Genomic DNA, 16,264 nt, shown 5'->3' with positions numbered 1-16,264 from the left:
ATAAATTACTGATCACATGAACTCTAATCATGGTAAAATTTGGTTAATTGGCGGAACAAGCGACAGTGTAACCATTGCTGAGACAATTGCGTTTCATGAGTTTTGCTCTGTTGTCACTGTCACAACTGCTAGTGCTAAAAAGCTTTATCCTATTGCTCCTAATTTGATGATAGAAGTTGGACAATTAGATAGGCAAGGAATGAGAAAATTATGTCATCAAAAAAATATTACCGCTATTATAGATGCTTCTCATCCTTACGCGGTTAATATTTCCCAACAAGTCATCAACTTTTCTCAAGAATATTGTATTCCTTATTTACGTTATGAAAGACCTTGTTTACCTATTAATAGTCAGGTCATTCAACTGGATAGTTTTGATACCTTAATTAATGGTGATTATTTAGCAGAAAAACGAGTATTATTGACTGTGGGATGTAACCCTTTACATTTATTTAAAACATGGCAAAATAGGTCTATTTTGTATGCACGTATTCTGCCTAAAATTTCCTCATTAGAGATAGGATTAAAAGCTGGATTTAGCAGCGATCGCTTAATTGCGTTACGTCCCCCCATTATAGCAGAATTAGAGAAAGCTTTATGGCAACAATGGGACATTAATCTAGTGATTACTAAAGCATCAGGAGAACTAGGAGGAGAAGACATTAAAAGTACAGTTGCTACTGAATTAGGCATTCCTTTAATTATCATTAACAGACCCAAGTTAATTTATCCTCAACAAACGGAACAACTATCTGATATAATTAAATTCTGTGAACAATATTGTTAGGTAAAAATATGTCTGAACCAATTACTCCTGCTATTAGCGAGCGCATTTGTAAACACATGAATCAAGATCATAGTGATGCCATTATTTTGTATGCGAAAGTATACGGAAATACTCCAGATACAGAAATAGCGGAAATGTTATCGATTGATCCTGATGGTATGAATTTATCAGCCAAAGTTAAAGACGAAATAATTCCTATTCGAGTAAGTTTTGATCATCCATTAAAAGATGCAGAAGATGCTCATCATACCTTAATTGATATGATCAAAAAAGCGAGAAGTTCTAAAAATTAATTAGATAAATAGCTTCTGTACCTACTCTAGATGGTGTGGACAATACTCATGAATAGTGTCACTGAAAATAGCTATACACATGACTATGTTTCTCCTCCTGGTGAAACTATCAAAGATATTTTAGAAGAAAGAGGAATGACTCAAGTAGAACTAGCAGAACGTATGGGTCGGCCTAAAAAAAATCAACGAAATTATTAAAGGGAAGGCAGCTATTACACAAGAAACATCATTACAGTTAGAAAAGGTCTTAGGGGTTCCAGCTAATTTTTGGAATAATAGAGAACATTATTATCGAGATTATTTAGCTAGAAAGATGGAACTCAAGAATCAGGAATACAACTTATTTCAATATTTGAAAAAATGATTTTAAATATCAGAAAAGATTTAGGACACAACAATAATAAATTTTCAGAAAATTTTATTTTAGGAATTTTTGTTTATGATGTGGAGGATAAATAAATTAAGTTTCTTGTTCACATAAACCGATACTCACCCAGTTACTTGAACCATCGGCCCAATATTCTTTTTTCCAAATGGGTGCATTATGTTTTAAAGTATCAATAGCATAACGACAAGCGGCAAAAGCTTCGGCCCGATGGGGACATCCAACTGCTACTAAAACGCTAATTTCTCCTATTTGTAATTGTCCAATACGATGATGAATAACCACCCGATTTGTATCACTCCATTCTTGACGAATATTAACAGCAATTTGACGAAAAATTACTAAGGCCATAGGTTCATAAGCTTGATACTCTAAATAACGAACAGGTTTACCGTCTGTTTCTTGTCGTACGGTTCCACTCATTAAAACAATAGCACCATTGGCCCCTTCATCTGCTAATTGATAAACTTCATCTAAAGATAGAGGAGCAAAACTGATTCTAAAACTATCATTAGGATGGGTTTGAACTAGAGGAGAAAGGGGAGTAAGACTAAGATTCATTTGATTCATTTGATCCCAAATAATTGCGTAATGATTGTTTCATGATATCAATAGGAACAGGTTGCTCTAACCATATTTTTAAGGCAGCAGCCCCCTGATATACTAACATATCTAAGCCATCAATAATCAGGTTTCCTTGTTGTTGTGCTTCTTTGAGAAATTGTGTAGGATTAGGTGTATAAATAAGGTCATAAACAATAGTATTCTCTGATAACTGTTTAATCAAACTACTGTCAATAGCTGAGTAATTAGTGTTAGGATACATTCCCATAGGAGTAGTATTAACTAATAACTCTGTTTGAGATACCAACCCCGATAATTCATCCCAAGAGTGGACATTTATAGAGGCTTTAAGGTTAGTATTTAACCAACTTTGTTTAAATTGCTCTAACTTCTCTTGATTACGCCCTACAACTCTAATATTAGGGCATCCTAATTCATCAGATAATCCAATAATAACCGCCCTAGATGCGCCCCCATTTCCTAATATAATTGGGGTAATTTGTTGCCAATTTCGCTCTAAAGATTTAAGGGGAGTTACAAAACCTTCAACATCTGTATTTGTTCCTTTCCACCCGGTTTCTGTATGCCAAACAGTGTTAACTGCGCCTACCATTTTAGCGGTAGGAGTGATTTCTGAAAGAAGGGGTAAGATGGCTTGTTTATGGGGAATAGTAACATTAAATCCTTTGACTCCAATAGTAGCAAATCCCGCTAAAGCAGTATCTAAATCTTGGTTTTTGACAGGAAAAGGAATGTAAATATAGTCTACTCCTAATTGATTAATTGCTGCATTTTGCATTACGGGAGATAGAGAATGTTCAACGGGATCACCTATAATACCGAGTAGTTTTGTTTTTCCAGTAATTGTCTGCATAGGGTAGGATTTATGATTGAGAGGTTATTGTTTATTGTAATCTGATATAATCAGGTTACAGCAAATTTTCTCTAGTTTATATGGCATATGATAATTTATGTAAATATTTATCAGAAAAATACCCGAACTATTTTGCGAGTTGGATTTTAGGGGAAAAACTATCAGAAGTAACTGTCCTTAAAACTGAGTTAAATATTGATCCAATTAGGGCTGATTCTGTTACTTTTTTACGCACTCAAGAAAGAATTCTTCATTTAGAATTTCAGGTTAAAATTTCGCAAGAAACTCCTATGCCTTTACGGATGCTAAATTATTGGGTAAGATTATATTGGCAGTATCGTTTACCAATTACTCAAGTGTTAATTTGGTTAAAACCTACTCAAAATCAGGCAGCTTTTGAGAATCGGTTTGTCTTAGAGTCTACCCATCATCAATATCAAGTTATGAGGATGTGGGAACAGTCTCCAGACTTGTTTCTCCAGGAAACAGCGTTACTTCCTTTAGCCACATTAACTGCGACAGAAAATCCGGCTAATTTATTGAAACAAGTTGCTGATGAAATTGCTAAAATAGAAGTAACTGAACTTAGACAAGAAGTTGCCAGTTGTAGCCAAATCTTAGCCGGTTTGCGCTTTAAACAGAATATAATTCATCAATTTTTGCGAGAGGATATGATGCAAGAATCTGTTATTTATCAAGAAATCATTCAAAAAGGACTCGAACAGGGACTCGAACAGGGACTCGAACAGGGACTCGAACAAGGACTCGAACAAGGACTCGAACAAGGAAAACAAGCAGAAGTTTCTTTAATTATTCGCCAACTAAATCGTCGGATTGGTCAGATTAATTCTATTTTTTCTGAGCAAATTTATCAGCTATCTTTTGCTGAATTAGAAACACTAGGAGAAGCGTTATTAGACTTTGATTCAGAAAGAGATTTAATAACTTGGTTAAGTGATAAGTAAAGGTTAAAAAATCCGTTAAGAAGCAATACTTTGCTTCTTAACAAAAGTATTAAACTTGATAATTAATTAAATTTTCTTTTACTGATTACAGTGACTAATCCTAATCCTAATACTAAAGTAAGACCTAAAACACTTCTAGGTTCGGAGACTTTTTGGGTATTGAAATCTAATTCTACACTAATTCTGATGTCACTTCCTTGTCTTAACCATATGGAATAATTACCAGGCCCTAAAGGTAACTTAAATCCCGTTGCTCCCGGAAACCATCCTACAGTGCTTCCTGTAGTTCCTATGGTTCCTGCACTCCGTAGATTTGCCTTTAATAAATCTTCTGTAACCCCAGAGGGAAATTGAGCGATTTGTTCAGGAGTATAGGGGTTATTATCTGCTTCTTCATTAACCACTATTGCTAACCCTGAACTGATGGGATCTAGATTAGAAAGTGCCATTTCTGTTAAAATTTTATCAGTCCCTATTTGTGTACTTCGTAGATGGGACCAACCCAAAAGACCTGCTGCAGGATTAGCATTATTAGTATTAGAAAACACAAAATCAAAACTTAAGCCTTCTTCTATACCGATAAAAGCAATATCTTCAAAGAAAGGAGATGTATTCCAAGAATTTAGTTTAATTTCTGTTAGTATTTGTCCTTGAGGAATAGTAAAACTAAAGTAGTCTGGATCTGTATTAATTCCTCTATTAAAGGTTGCTCTTAGTAGATTGTTTCCTAATGTTAAAGAACCCAGTTGAGTTGGAGTTGCACCAACATTAGATAAATCTCCTTCTGAAACTTCATCATAAAGAGAAAAAGCTTGAGCAGAACTTACTATTCCCAGACTAGCAATAAAAGATAAGATACTAATTAGAGTTTTTTTCATGATCACAAAAGAAAGATTAGTACGAACTTGCAGGCAAGTCTACAACAATAATAATACAAATCCGCTAGAAACTTTAATCGAATTTTGAACTTTTTAAAATTGTTTACTTATCACTACAGATACGGGAGAGCATTTTTAATAATTATTCAATTATGTAACCAATGACTAATACCTTTTTTAGTAGGTTGTCCCGTTGGGGTAAATGTCCAAATATCTCGTTTATTTTGTGGCCCATAACTAATATGAATCGGTCTATCTTTACCGTAAAAATAAAGAGAATCAAAAGGTAATTTGTTATTTAAAATCCAGTCCACTAACTCATCACTATTAAAATTAATAATTAAAAAGTCACAAGCCGCACCTAATCTGTTACAATAATAATTACCTTTAGAATTAACTTCATGGCTCATATGTTGATCCCTTGAAGGGTCAATCCGACCATTTTTAATCCCTGTTACCGGATCTTTTTGATTTAAGTATCGTTTAAGATCAGGAGAACAAAACCCATAGGTTAACTTAAATCTCTCCATACTAAAATAGTCAATAATTGGATCAATAATGATATTATTTAATTGTTCTAAGGCCCTTATGGTATCTTTATCTTTAGGAAAAGGATCAATTTTATCGGCATATTTGTGATAAGTTTGATTACAAGTACAAAAATCTTGTAAGGTTAAATATTTGCCTAAAAATATTTGATTCATAATTCCCTATTGACAATCGTACAATGTCTGATAAAATTTGGTTAGGAATTGATCCAGGATTAGCAATTGTTGGCTGGGCAATATTACAAGAAAACGCCTCAGAAACTCCCTTAATTATTGATTATGGAACCATTGAAACCTCAAAAAAGTTATCTACTTGCAAGAGATTAACAGAAATTGAGAGAGATTTACAATATTTAGTACAAGAATTTGACCCTAATGGAATTGCTATTGAAATGCCATTTTTTAACCGAACAATTAAAGCAGCAGGAGGAGTATTGCAAGCATTAGGCGTAATTAATTTAGTCTGTTATCGAGAGGCAAAAATTGAGCCAATATTTTTACATCAAGCTAGTTGGAAATGTCATCTAGGCCATGGACGCGCTACTAAACAAGAAGTAGCCCAAATGGTGGGAAATTTGTTTAATTTAGAGAATTTACCTATTGATGATAGTGTAGATGCGATCGCTATTGCTTATGCCGGTTTATGTGGCCTAACAAATAATATTTGATAGGCCAAAAAACAAACTTTAAACAAATACCCGATGTTGCAAAGATGGCATTTGTTGACGCACTTGTTTAAGACGAGTAGGGTTAATTTCTGCGATCGCCATGCCTGGTTTTTCCCCTGCATCAGCTAAAATCATGCCCCAAGGGTCAATAATAACCGCATGGCCATGAGTATAACGTCTTTCGTAGTGATTGCCCGTTTGCGCGGGCGCAATAACGTAACAGGTGTTCTCTATCGCCCTAGCTTGTAACAAAACTTGCCAGTGATCTTTGCCTGTAAAAGCTGTAAATGCTGCCGGAATAAATAACACATCCGCCCCTTGATGGGATAAATGACGATATAATTCAGGAAAACGCACGTCATAGCAAATAGACAGCCCTAAATTGCCCAATTGCTCAGATGGATAAATACTCGGTAAACTCTGTCCAGCCATCACCGTGCTAGACTCTCGATAAGTATTGCCATCAGGAACATCTACATCAAACAAATGTACTTTTTGGTAACGAGTCAATTCTGTCCCAGTGGGAGCGACTAAGATGGCGGTATTGTAAGCTTTTGTGGGATCAGCCTCTACGGGGACGGGAAAGCCACCTCCTAAAATGGTAATCTGGAAGCGTTGCGCCATTGTTTTGAGAAATTTTTCAGCTTTGAGAGAGATATCTTGAGCTTGTGCTAATTTATCTGCTTCTTTGCCCAAAAAAGCGAAGTTTTCCGGTAATCCGACTAATTCCGCCCCCCGACGCACAGCAAGTTCGATCAATTCTTCAGCCTCAGCCAAATTTTTTTCTAGGTTAGGCTTACTCGTCATTTGAATGGCAGCAGCGAGATAAGATTTCATCTGTTATTTTAGCACTCTTATGGATGAGTCATAGACTATTATTTTAACCTTCTCCTGTCCCTTTATATAGTGCAGACTCAAGAATGATTAAAGAATAGTATCCGGTTAGTGTTAATCATAATTTGAGCTAAAATGCAAGAAGAATGATTAACTCCATTATCCATCTTAGCAACCCTTTCAAAAAACTTTTTTGCTAATTCTGTTCCTGGGAAGGTTTCCCCTGTTATTTTTTCGTACTAGTTACAAATCTTTTAAAATATGTTTAATAGCAAAACCTGGATCAAAATCCGATGCTATAATTCTAGTTCCTAAATTAGTTAAATGGCAATTGCCAATAAAATATATATTAAAGTACATCGTCATTAACATAACTGTTAGTTATTAACTGTAATTAAAACGACCATTTAATTGTTTGAGAACCTTAATCTTTATTTAATAAAAAATGTCAAACCTAATCATTTAGCGGCTTAGGAGAAAATTTAATTAAGCAAACCAAGCTTGTCCAAGAAATAATATCTAAAATGGCTTTAGAATAGAATAATAATCTCTTGACAATTAAATAAATTGTCTTGACAAGACTAACTAAAAAGTGTTGTTATTAGAGTGAATCCTTCTCTGCACTCAGGTATAAACAATGAAAGAACTTGATCGTGACAAAACTACAGAACTCCTCAATACAATTATGGAGTATGAACTAGCTGGAGTTGTTCGCTATACTCACTATAGTTTGATGGTAACAGGGCCCCATCGTATCCCCATTGTGCAGTTTTTTCAACAACAAGCTAATGAATCCTTACTTCACGCTCAACAAGCAGGAGAAATTCTAACCGGATTAGAAGGTCATCCTAGCTTAAAAATTGCCCCAATGGAAGAAACTTATGAGCATAGTTTACACACCATTCTAACCGAAAGTCTTAATCATGAAAAGAAAGCCTTAGACTTGTATAAAGAATTATTAGAAGCGGTACAAGATGCAAGTATCTACATTGAAGAATTTGCTCGTGGGATGATTGGCCAAGAAGAAGTTCATAATATTGAACTAAAAAAAATGCTGCGAGATTATGTATAATAGTCAATAACTAATTATCGTTATTGATGTGATGGATTTAAGTGCCGCTTTGCCTACCTTTGTTGTCACTCTAAGAGAAGGATTTGAAGCTGCTTTAGTAGTGGGAATCGTTCTGGCTTGTTTAAAAAAAGTTGGACAAACTCAACTTAATTCCTGGGTATATCAAGGTATTGGTGGGGGAATTGTTGCTAGTGTAATGTTGGGCTTTCTTTTAGCAGGAATTCTGCAAGGAGTAGATAGTTATCAAAGTATCTATACCCCCGTCATTAAGCAAATTTTAGCCAGTCTATTTGGGTTAATAGCTGTTGGAATGCTCAGTTGGATGTTGATTTGGATGACACAACAAGGCAAGTCCTTAAAATCGGAGGTAGAAGGGGAGGTTAAAGCGGCATTAACCGAAAAAATAGGGGCGGGTAAAGGAGTTTTTTTACTGGTTTTTATCGCGGTTTTACGAGAAGGTTTTGAAACGATTTTGTTTATTATTACTAAGTTTCAAGCAGGTTTAATTATTCCTAGTTTAGGGGCAATTACTGGATTAATAACGGCGGCAATTTTAGGTTTTTTCTTGTTTAAATTAGGGGTAAAAATTAACATTCGTCTCTTTTTTAAAGTTATGGGAATCTTTCTCTTATTAATCGTTGGAGGATTAGTTCTCAGTGTGTTAAAACATATGGATAGTGCTGTGTTATTGCTATCTCAAATTGACTCAAGTTTTGCTAGTTGGTGTATTATACCTGGTAATTCTTGTTTATTAGGTTCATTAATTTGGGATGGTTCTCAAATTTTACCCGATAAACAATTTCCAGGAGTAATTTTAAAAGCCTTATTTGGTTATAGACAAACCCTATATTTAGGACAAATTATCGTCTATTTATTGTTTTTAGGCATTATCGGTAATCTTTACTGGCAAAGTTTATCTGATTCTTCAAAAGAGAAACCAAACATCAATAAATCCTTAGAAAAAGTGAATTAAATAGACTTTAACTCGTTCATAGTTAAGCTATACAAACAGTAGAACCATAATTCTTGAAACTATGACTAAACATTAATATGCAACTCCCTCGATCAGTCGGGACAATGCTATAATTTAGTTAGGAGGTAAAGGGGAATTTTGATTAGAAGATTGTTCTATTTGCTGAACTTTTTTCTCTAGTTCTTGCAGTTGTGTTTCTAGTTTATTAAAGCGACTTTGTAACTCATCTAAATTCCTTTGATTAAGCTGCTCATTATTTGTTTGATTAGCTAGAATCTGTTGAGAAAAGGCTTGTTGTTGTTGTCGTAACGTAGCAATTTCAGCAGTCATTCTCTGTTCTAAAAGCTCAAGCTTAGACTGTTTTTGAAAGGGATTAGGTAAACCATCATTGAAGAAAAAAAAGCCACCTACCCCAATAATTACCCCACCAAAAACAACTGCAACTCCTGCTAAAATGCGATTACGCCATTGAACAGCATTAGACAACCGAGATAGTAAATTAAGAGCGTCTTCACAGTCAGGTTTAATTGCCAGACACTGACGAATTCTCAGGCGAATATTATTTTCATCCTCTTTACTATGTTTGATGTCCCAACGCCCTAAATGAGCCATTGCTAACCCTAATAACATATCTAAATTAGAGGGATTAAAAACTACTGCTTCTTGAAGTTCTGCGATCGCATCATCCCAATGTTTAAGGCGCATATAACCTTGAGCGCGAATAAAATGATCATGAGATTGTTTTTGCGCCGCCTGAATTTCTTGGGGGTCAATACCTAATTCAGCCGCGATAGTTTCTAATTCTTCAGTAGTTGGAATATGCTGACTCGATTGACTTAATTCTGTGACACGCTCAATATAATTATCAATGACATTATTAGAGACATTTTTTATCATGGCTGTCATTTTTTCCCCACCCTTTAAACTTGAGTCTAATTTGTTCAAAAATTAAAAGATTAATCCTTTCTCTAATTAACTTTGAGCCATTGTACGAATAATATCTCCTTGAGTAAGAATGCCAATCACTTGGCCATTAGTTTCATCAATTACAGGAAGACGGCGAATTTTCTTTTCATGTAACAAATGAGCCGCTTCTTTAAGAGATTGAGAGGATTTAATACTGATAGGATGATCACTCATTACTTCTCCAACAGTTTGACCTAAAGCCTTATGAATTTCCTTTTCATGGCGAGCCGGATTTTGCAAATAAATCACACTATCAAGGATCATAATGTAGGGAGGAGGTTCGACCCCGCTTTCTTGCCACATTAAATCCGTTTCTGAGATTACGCCTACCAATTTTCCTGAATCATCGACCACAGGCAACCCACTAATACGCTTTTCCGCCAAAATTCGGATAGCTTCGGGTAGGGGAGTTTGGGGAGTCACCGTAATCGGATTGGGGGTCATTACATCTGCAACCGTTTTGGTCATGCCTCACCTGATAAGACTGAAGTTATTAGGGACTAAGCTCCTATTGTAAACAATCTAAGGTACAAAATTTTCCATAAGTTATCAGATTGTTACATTCAGGTATCAAAAACAATTACATAAAAGCGGAATGTGGGATCGAAAGATAAAGCTGCCACCTTGTTGGAACTTAAAAAACTTTATGATCAGGGAATTATTACTGCCGAAGAATTTGAAGAAAAACGTCGCAAAATATTAGATTCTATTTAAGGCTAAATTATGTCACAATCACCTGGCGTGGGGACATGAAACCCTGAAAGCCTTACCAGATGACGAAAAGAGCAAAACATGGTAAAAAGAAAATGTTCTTTTTTTAGCGATCGCCGTCTAAACCCAAAATGTTACCAGAAATTTATAACAACCATTTAACAAAGTATCTGAAAAAATCGGAATATTTAATACTGTTAATCATGATAGAATTAGTGCAAGTATATAGGAAAATTAGGTTTTATGAGTTAGCTAGTTATTTTCCCAGTCCCATTTTATTTGAAAGTAAGAGAAAAAAGTTAAAACGGTTTTTCGAGATTCCTTGTTTGACAATTGAAGGAGTATGGATACCTATCATAAAACAGTGGTTAAAGCAATCATTTAGTACAGGAGATGTCTTACATATTGCCATAGATAGAACCCAATGGGGGTTGATTAATATTTTGATGGTAAGTCTGGTAATTGATAATAGAGGAATTCCCTTATATTTTGAGTTGCTAGATCACATCGGTAATAGTAACTTTGACACACAGAAAAGTATATTAGCCCGAATATTACTCTTTCTAAAAGAATATAAAATAGTTGTCTTAGGGGATAGAGAATTCTGCTCAGTTGAACTAGCAAAATGGTTACATGGACAAAAAAGAGTTTATTATGCACTCAGATTGAAGAAAAGCAACTATATTGAAGTAGAAAAGGAAATGTGGACGCGACTAAAAGATTTAGGATTATCTTCAGGAATGTCTTTATTTTATCAAGGAGTTAAAGTTACGAAAACAAAAGGATTTATAGGCAGTAATATAGTGGCGAAATGGAAAAAGAAGTATAGAGGAATAGAGACAAAAGAAGCTTGGTTTATTATCACAAATTTAACCAGTATTGATGAGACGATTGACGCTTATAAAAAGAGATTTTGTATTGAGGAAATGTTTCGGGATTTTAAGAAAGGTGGTTATGATTTAGAAAGAACGAAATTAACAGGACATCGCCTTACTTCCTTAATTATATTGATTACTCTAGCTTATTCAATGGCAACATTTTCTGGAAAAATTATTAAAGAGAAAGGATTGGCAAAATATGTGGGGAGAGTCAGAAAAAACAAGAAAATGCGACGGAGACACAGTAACTTTTATATCGGTCTTCATGGAAAAGATTGGGTTGACTCTTGTGATTTATTTACCGTTGAAGCCCAGGCATTAATGCAATTAAGCCCCGAAAAACGCGCCTATTATCGACGAGGACGACGGGCTATATCCCTGATTAAGTCTAGCTTATAGATTTTTATGTCCCCACGCCAGGTTTCTAACCAATTTTGTAAACAAGGATGAGCAGTCATTCTAGCCCAAGGGACTTGAGTTGTATCACCGTTTGCTTCTCCATAAAGTCTGTCAAACCATCCTGTAGGATCATTATTTTGTAAAGATTCTAAGGATAACTCTTGAACTTTTTGAGTTATATTGATATCGGGTTGATTCATGATGATTAATAATGATAAATTTAACTATTGAGATAGTCACTTCATCATATCATAACAGCAAACAACATATATATTTGTTCGGTAGTAAGGGCTTCAGCCATTTTAATGATACAATGGAAGAAGACTCAATCGAGAAACCTATTCATCCTGGAAAAATATGAGTATTAAAAATTTAGACAGTGAAAACAATAACCGTAAATTTGAATTACCTGGAGCTACCCCTCACTATAACCCAGATCGTCCTGGACAAGTTAATCATATTTTTCTAGATTTATCTTTAAATATTCCGCACAAAAGCTTTCAAGGAACCTGTACAATTACCTTAACTCCTGTTCGCAGTGGAATCAATCAATTAACCCTCGATGCTGTAGATTTAGATATTCAGTCTGTATTAATTAATAATATTAGTCAGCCTTTCAATTATAACCGAGAACAGTTAACTATTCATCTTCTACAACCGACACAAGAAGAACCGATTAAAATAACTATTAATTATCAAGTCAACCAACCTCAAAGGGGTATATATTTTGTCGGATCAGACGAATATTATCCCAACAAACCTACACAAGTTTGGACGCAAGGAGAAGACGAAGATTCTCGCTTTTGGTTTCCTTGTTTTGATTATCCTGGACAACTAGCAACCTCAGAAATTAGAGTAACAGTTCCTAATAATTTTACGGCCATTTCTAATGGAGAGTTAATCGCCACAGAAATCATCGGAGACAAGATAATTTATCATTGGTTACAAAAACAAATCCATCCTACCTATTTAATGACCTTAGCAGTAGGAGAATTTAGTGAAATCAAAGACAAATATCAAGACATTGATGTTACCTATTATGTAGAAAAAGGACGAGAAGAACAAGGCAGAATAAGTATGGGGAAAACACCTCGTATGATTGAGTTTTTCTCAGCTAAATTTGGTTATCTTTATGCCTATCCTAAATATGCTCAAGTATGTGTAGATGACTTCATTTTTGGAGGGATGGAAAATACCTCTACTACCCTATTAACAGATCGCTGTTTATTAGATGAAAGAGCAGCCATTGATAATCAATGGACAGAAAGTTTAGTCGCTCATGAATTAGCCCATCAATGGTTTGGTGATTTAGTTGTTATTAAACATTGGTCACACGCTTGGATTAAAGAAGGAATGGCTTCTTATTCTGAGGTCTTATGGACAGAACAAGAATATGGAAAAGATGATGCTGCTTATTATTTATTAAAAGAAGCTAGAAGTTATTTAGATGAAGATTCATCCCGTTATCGTCGTCCCATTGTCACCCATATTTATCGAGAAGCAATTGAATTATATGACAGACATTTATACGAAAAAGGGGCCTGTGTTTATCACATGATACGGGGCATTTTAGGAGAAGAATTATTTGACCAAGCTATTCATACTTTTGTCAATGAAAATGCCCATAAAACTGTCGAAACTATTGATTTATTAAGGGCTATTGAACAATCAACTGGATATAATTTATTATATCTATTTGATCAATATGTGTTCCGAGGTGGACATCCTGACTATAAAGTAACCTATAGTTGGGATGCAGATAATACCCTGGCAAAACTTACTGTTACTCAAACACAAATCAAGGACAAAAACAATGAGAACAAAGAATTATTTGATCTAAAAATTCCTATTGGGTTTGGCTATATTGATGATAATAAAGCAATCAAAACTTTAACTATTCGTCTCAATGAACCACAACAAAGCTTTTATTTTCCCTTAGAAAATAAACCGGATTTTATCAGTTTTGACGTTAATAATTATTTTCTCAAAACCGTTGAATTAGAGTATCCTATTGCTGAATTAAAAGCCCAACTTAAACATGATCCTGATCCAGTTTCTCGAATTTATGCTGCGACTGCTTTAGCAAAAAAAGGAAATTTAGAAGCGATAAAATCTTTAGAAGAAAGCTTGACAAAAGATCCCTTTTGGGGGGTCAGATTTGAAGCAGCAAAACAACTAGGAAAAGTCAAATTAGATCAAGCAGGAGAAGCTTTAATTAAAGGATTAAATGATGAAAATGCAAGAGTGCGTCGTGCCGTTATAGAAAGCTTACAAGAAATCAAAACCTTGGTTAGTTATCAAACCTTAAAATCTCACTTAGAACAAGGAGATGCTAGTTATTATGTAGAAGCACAAACCGCCCGAAGTTTAGGGAGTATCTTATCAGGAACCTTAAAAGAAAAAGAAGAAGAAGTAATTGAATTATTAAACCAAGTATTAACTACAAAATCTGGCTGGAATGAAGTAGTAAGAGCAGGTGCAATTGGTGGATTAAGTCAACTAAAAACCTCTGATAATGCTGTTGATATCATTGCCAAGTATACTAAACTAGGAATCCCTCAACCATTAAGGTTAGCAGCAATTCGAGCATTAGGAACTGTTTCTACTGGACAAACTTCTAATAAATTACAAGAAATTATTGACATATTAGAGGGAATTTCTCAAGAAACTTTTTTCTTAACTCAAGTTGCTATTACGAGTGCATTGGGACAAATGGAAACCCCAAAAGCTATTCGTATTTTACAAAGTTTAGCTGACAGAACTCCCGATGGAAGGGTACGACGGGCCGCCGAAGAAGCTGTTAAGAAAGTGCAGAAAAAATTAGGATCAGATCAAGGACTAAAAGAATTAAGAGAAGAATTAGATAAACTCAAAGAAGAGAACCAAGAACTTAAGAGTCGTTTAGCTAATTTAGAAGCAAAAAATAGTTAACAAAAGCGTCGTATTTATTAACCATGAAAACAACCCTACCTATTGCCCAATTTTCTCTGGAAAACTATCATAAAATGATAGAAACCGGACTTTTAGTAGATCGCCGTGTGGAACTCATTGAGGGATTAATTTTAGAAATGTCTCCAGAAGGAACAGAACACACTTATTTTGCAGAAAATCTCACAAAAAAACTCGAACAACTTACACAAAAACGTGCCTATGTACGAGAAAATAAACCAGTTACTCTATCTAACTCTGAACCTGAACCAGATATTGCAGTTGTTGAACTTCCGAGATCCAAATATCTGGAACATCACCCTTATGCTGACAATATTCTTTTGTTAGTAGAAGTATCAAAATCTACCTTAGATTATGACACTTCAGTGAAGAAAAAAATTTATGCTCAAGAAAACATTCCCGAATACTGGGTTGTTGATGTTAAGGGGAGAAAACTCATTACTTACCGTTTCCCTTCCTCAAATAACTATGAACAAACAACTGAATGGTTATTAGGAACAACTATCTTTCCGTTGGCTTTTCCTGACATAAAAATTAATATTAGTGATATTTTCTCTATGTAATAATCGATGAAAAAGTATCAATTTTATACCGCCGATGTATTTACCGATCGCATTTTTGGTGGCAACCCTTTAGCCGTTTTACCCCATGCAACCGGATTAAAAACGCAACAAATGCAGCAAATAGCTGCAGAATTTAACTACTCAGAAACCGTCTTTGTTTTACCTCCCCAAACCCCCGGAGGAACTCGACAATTACGAATTTTTACCCCCACAACCGAATTACCTTTTGCTGGTCATCCCACAGTAGGAACCGCTTATATTTTAGGTTTAATTGGTGAAATTCTTCTCAATGAACCCGAAATAATTGTTATTTTTGAGGAAGGAGTCGGGCCCGTTCCTGTAACTATTCGGAGTCAACAGGGAAAACCCCTTTATACCGAATTGACAGCCGCTAAACTCCCAGAATTCAGCGATGAAACCCCATCAATTAGGGAATTAGCCTCAATTTTAGGCTTAGATCCCCAAGACTTGCGAAAAGATGACTATTCTCCTCAAATTGTCTCTTGTGGCCTTCCTTTTTTGTTTATTGGACTAGACAACCGACAAACATTAAGACGGATACAGTTTAACCGCGATCGCTGGCAACAAATTTTAGGCAATAATTGGGCAAATTGTATCTATGTCTTTTGTTTCGACCCAGAAAGACCCGGATCTCATCTGCGATCGCGGATGTTTGCCCCGTCAATGGGAATTATGGAAGATCCCGCCACAGGTTCAGCCGCAACCGCTTTGGGGGGATATTTAGCCAGACGAGACAGTTTAAACGACGGAAAGTTACATTGGCGAGTAGAACAAGGGTTTGAGATGGGAAGACCCTCTATTTTAGAAATAACGACCCAAAAACAGGCAGGAAACATCACAGAAATTCGAGTTGGGGGACAGTCAGTATTAGTCAGTGAGGGAAGTATACAAATTCCTGATTCAAGTCACAATAACTAAGATTGTCTAAAATTATCG

At 35.2% G+C, this 16,264-nt stretch carries 18 protein-coding genes and 2 pseudogenes; 12 read left to right on the top strand and 8 right to left on the bottom strand.

Annotated features, from left to right (window positions below; translation table 11 throughout):
• The first annotated feature begins 16 nt into the window (after positions 1–16).
• From AsFPU1_RS07320 to AsFPU1_RS07310, 3 genes and pseudogenes are all read left to right on the top strand, one after another.
• Positions 17–787 (top strand): cobalt-precorrin-6A reductase, encoded by a 771-nt coding sequence (locus tag AsFPU1_RS07320; RefSeq protein WP_124973467.1) that lies wholly within the window; start codon positions 17–19, stop codon positions 785–787.
• Between the two features lie 8 nt (positions 788–795).
• Positions 796–1,080: a DUF2470 domain-containing protein gene (locus AsFPU1_RS07315; RefSeq protein WP_124973465.1), complete on the top strand. Its 285-nt coding sequence runs from the start codon at positions 796–798 to the stop codon at positions 1,078–1,080.
• A 48-nt stretch (positions 1,081–1,128) separates the two neighbouring features.
• Positions 1,129–1,399 (top strand): annotated as a pseudogene (locus AsFPU1_RS07310) (HigA family addiction module antitoxin); the annotation flags it as partial.
• A 141-nt stretch (positions 1,400–1,540) separates the two neighbouring features.
• On the opposite strand, the gene AsFPU1_RS07305 reads toward AsFPU1_RS07310, so the two are convergent.
• Positions 1,541–2,026 carry a molybdenum cofactor biosynthesis protein MoaE gene (locus AsFPU1_RS07305; protein ID WP_227873448.1) on the bottom strand — a complete coding sequence of 162 codons (486 nt, stop codon included), beginning with the start codon at positions 2,024–2,026 and terminating at the stop codon, positions 1,541–1,543.
• Entirely contained in the window at positions 2,016–2,903 is an 888-nt protein-coding gene (locus AsFPU1_RS07300) for a shikimate dehydrogenase (protein ID WP_124973462.1), read from the bottom strand. Before AsFPU1_RS07300 ends, AsFPU1_RS07305 begins: the two co-directional genes overlap by 11 nt.
• 80 nt (positions 2,904–2,983) lie before the next feature.
• On the opposite strand from AsFPU1_RS07300, the gene AsFPU1_RS07295 reads away from it, so the two are divergent.
• Positions 2,984–3,868 carry a DUF4351 domain-containing protein gene (locus AsFPU1_RS07295; protein WP_124973460.1) on the top strand — a complete coding sequence of 295 codons (885 nt, stop codon included), beginning with the start codon at positions 2,984–2,986 and terminating at the stop codon, positions 3,866–3,868.
• A 62-nt stretch (positions 3,869–3,930) separates the two neighbouring features.
• Here AsFPU1_RS07295 and AsFPU1_RS07290 read toward each other — a convergent pair whose 3' ends face one another.
• Positions 3,931–4,746: a PEP-CTERM sorting domain-containing protein gene (locus AsFPU1_RS07290; RefSeq protein WP_125061070.1), complete on the bottom strand. Its 816-nt coding sequence runs from the start codon at positions 4,744–4,746 to the stop codon at positions 3,931–3,933.
• A gap of 146 nt (positions 4,747–4,892) precedes the next feature.
• Complete coding sequence (locus AsFPU1_RS07285) at positions 4,893–5,441, bottom strand: hypothetical protein (protein ID WP_227873458.1); 549 nt, start codon at positions 5,439–5,441, stop codon at positions 4,893–4,895.
• 32 nt (positions 5,442–5,473) lie between these two features.
• On the opposite strand from AsFPU1_RS07285, the gene AsFPU1_RS07280 reads away from it, so the two are divergent.
• Positions 5,474–5,962 carry a crossover junction endodeoxyribonuclease RuvC gene (locus AsFPU1_RS07280; RefSeq protein ID WP_124973451.1) on the top strand — a complete coding sequence of 163 codons (489 nt, stop codon included), beginning with the start codon at positions 5,474–5,476 and terminating at the stop codon, positions 5,960–5,962.
• An 18-nt stretch (positions 5,963–5,980) separates the two neighbouring features.
• Here the strand turns inward: AsFPU1_RS07280 and AsFPU1_RS07275 are convergent, their stop codons facing one another.
• A complete protein-coding gene (locus AsFPU1_RS07275; protein ID WP_124973449.1) occupies positions 5,981–6,799 on the bottom strand; it encodes a carbon-nitrogen hydrolase family protein in 819 nt (272 codons plus the stop codon).
• 634 nt (positions 6,800–7,433) lie between these two features.
• Between AsFPU1_RS07275 and AsFPU1_RS07270 the strand changes: the two genes are divergently transcribed.
• Positions 7,434–7,868: a ferritin-like domain-containing protein gene (locus tag AsFPU1_RS07270; RefSeq protein ID WP_124973447.1), complete on the top strand. Its 435-nt coding sequence runs from the start codon at positions 7,434–7,436 to the stop codon at positions 7,866–7,868.
• Positions 7,869–7,899: 31 nt separating this feature from the next.
• On the top strand, positions 7,900–8,841 hold the full coding sequence (locus AsFPU1_RS07265) for an FTR1 family iron permease (protein WP_124973618.1): 942 nt from the start codon (positions 7,900–7,902) through the stop codon (positions 8,839–8,841).
• A gap of 114 nt (positions 8,842–8,955) precedes the next feature.
• On the opposite strand, the gene AsFPU1_RS07260 is transcribed toward AsFPU1_RS07265, so the two are convergent.
• Together AsFPU1_RS07260 and AsFPU1_RS07255 are read right to left on the bottom strand one after the other, a co-directional pair.
• The gene (locus tag AsFPU1_RS07260) at positions 8,956–9,747 is read right to left on the bottom strand and encodes a tetratricopeptide repeat protein (protein ID WP_124973616.1); all 792 of its coding nucleotides are present in this window, start codon (positions 9,745–9,747) and stop codon (positions 8,956–8,958) included.
• Between the two features lie 66 nt (positions 9,748–9,813).
• On the bottom strand, positions 9,814–10,275 hold the full coding sequence (locus AsFPU1_RS07255; RefSeq protein ID WP_124973445.1) for a CBS domain-containing protein: 462 nt from the start codon (positions 10,273–10,275) through the stop codon (positions 9,814–9,816).
• A 138-nt stretch (positions 10,276–10,413) separates the two neighbouring features.
• Here AsFPU1_RS07255 and AsFPU1_RS07250 point away from each other — a divergent pair.
• Together AsFPU1_RS07250 and AsFPU1_RS07245 are read left to right on the top strand one after the other, a co-directional pair.
• A pseudogene (locus tag AsFPU1_RS07250) lies at positions 10,414–10,521 on the top strand (SHOCT domain-containing protein); the annotation flags it as partial.
• A gap of 128 nt (positions 10,522–10,649) precedes the next feature.
• Positions 10,650–11,795 carry an IS4 family transposase gene (locus AsFPU1_RS07245; RefSeq protein WP_124969650.1) on the top strand — a complete coding sequence of 382 codons (1,146 nt, stop codon included), beginning with the start codon at positions 10,650–10,652 and terminating at the stop codon, positions 11,793–11,795.
• Here AsFPU1_RS07245 and AsFPU1_RS07240 read toward each other — a convergent pair.
• The gene (locus AsFPU1_RS07240; protein ID WP_124973443.1) at positions 11,747–11,995 is read right to left on the bottom strand and encodes a hypothetical protein; all 249 of its coding nucleotides are present in this window, start codon (positions 11,993–11,995) and stop codon (positions 11,747–11,749) included. The two genes, AsFPU1_RS07245 and AsFPU1_RS07240, sit on opposite strands and share 49 nt — an antisense overlap.
• 157 nt (positions 11,996–12,152) lie before the next feature.
• Here AsFPU1_RS07240 and AsFPU1_RS07235 point away from each other — a divergent pair, with 157 nt between their 5' ends.
• The 3 genes from AsFPU1_RS07235 to AsFPU1_RS07225 are packed head-to-tail and all read left to right on the top strand — an operon-like array spanning position 12,153 to position 16,246.
• Positions 12,153–14,726, top strand: coding sequence for a M1 family metallopeptidase (locus AsFPU1_RS07235; protein WP_124973441.1), 2,574 nt, complete (start codon positions 12,153–12,155; stop codon positions 14,724–14,726).
• A gap of 23 nt (positions 14,727–14,749) precedes the next feature.
• Positions 14,750–15,307, top strand: coding sequence for a Uma2 family endonuclease (locus tag AsFPU1_RS07230; protein WP_124973439.1), 558 nt, complete (start codon positions 14,750–14,752; stop codon positions 15,305–15,307).
• A 6-nt stretch (positions 15,308–15,313) separates the two neighbouring features.
• A complete protein-coding gene (locus AsFPU1_RS07225) occupies positions 15,314–16,246 on the top strand; it encodes a PhzF family phenazine biosynthesis protein (protein WP_124973437.1) in 933 nt (310 codons plus the stop codon).
• Positions 16,247–16,264 lie beyond the last annotated feature (18 nt).

Source organism: Aphanothece sacrum FPU1 (assembly GCF_003864295.1).
GTDB classification, from domain to species: Bacteria; Cyanobacteriota; Cyanobacteriia; order Cyanobacteriales; family Microcystaceae; genus Aphanothece_B; species Aphanothece_B sacrum.
The sequence above is the reverse complement of the archived record's forward strand: the minus strand, read 5'-3'. Positions and strand labels throughout refer to the sequence as shown.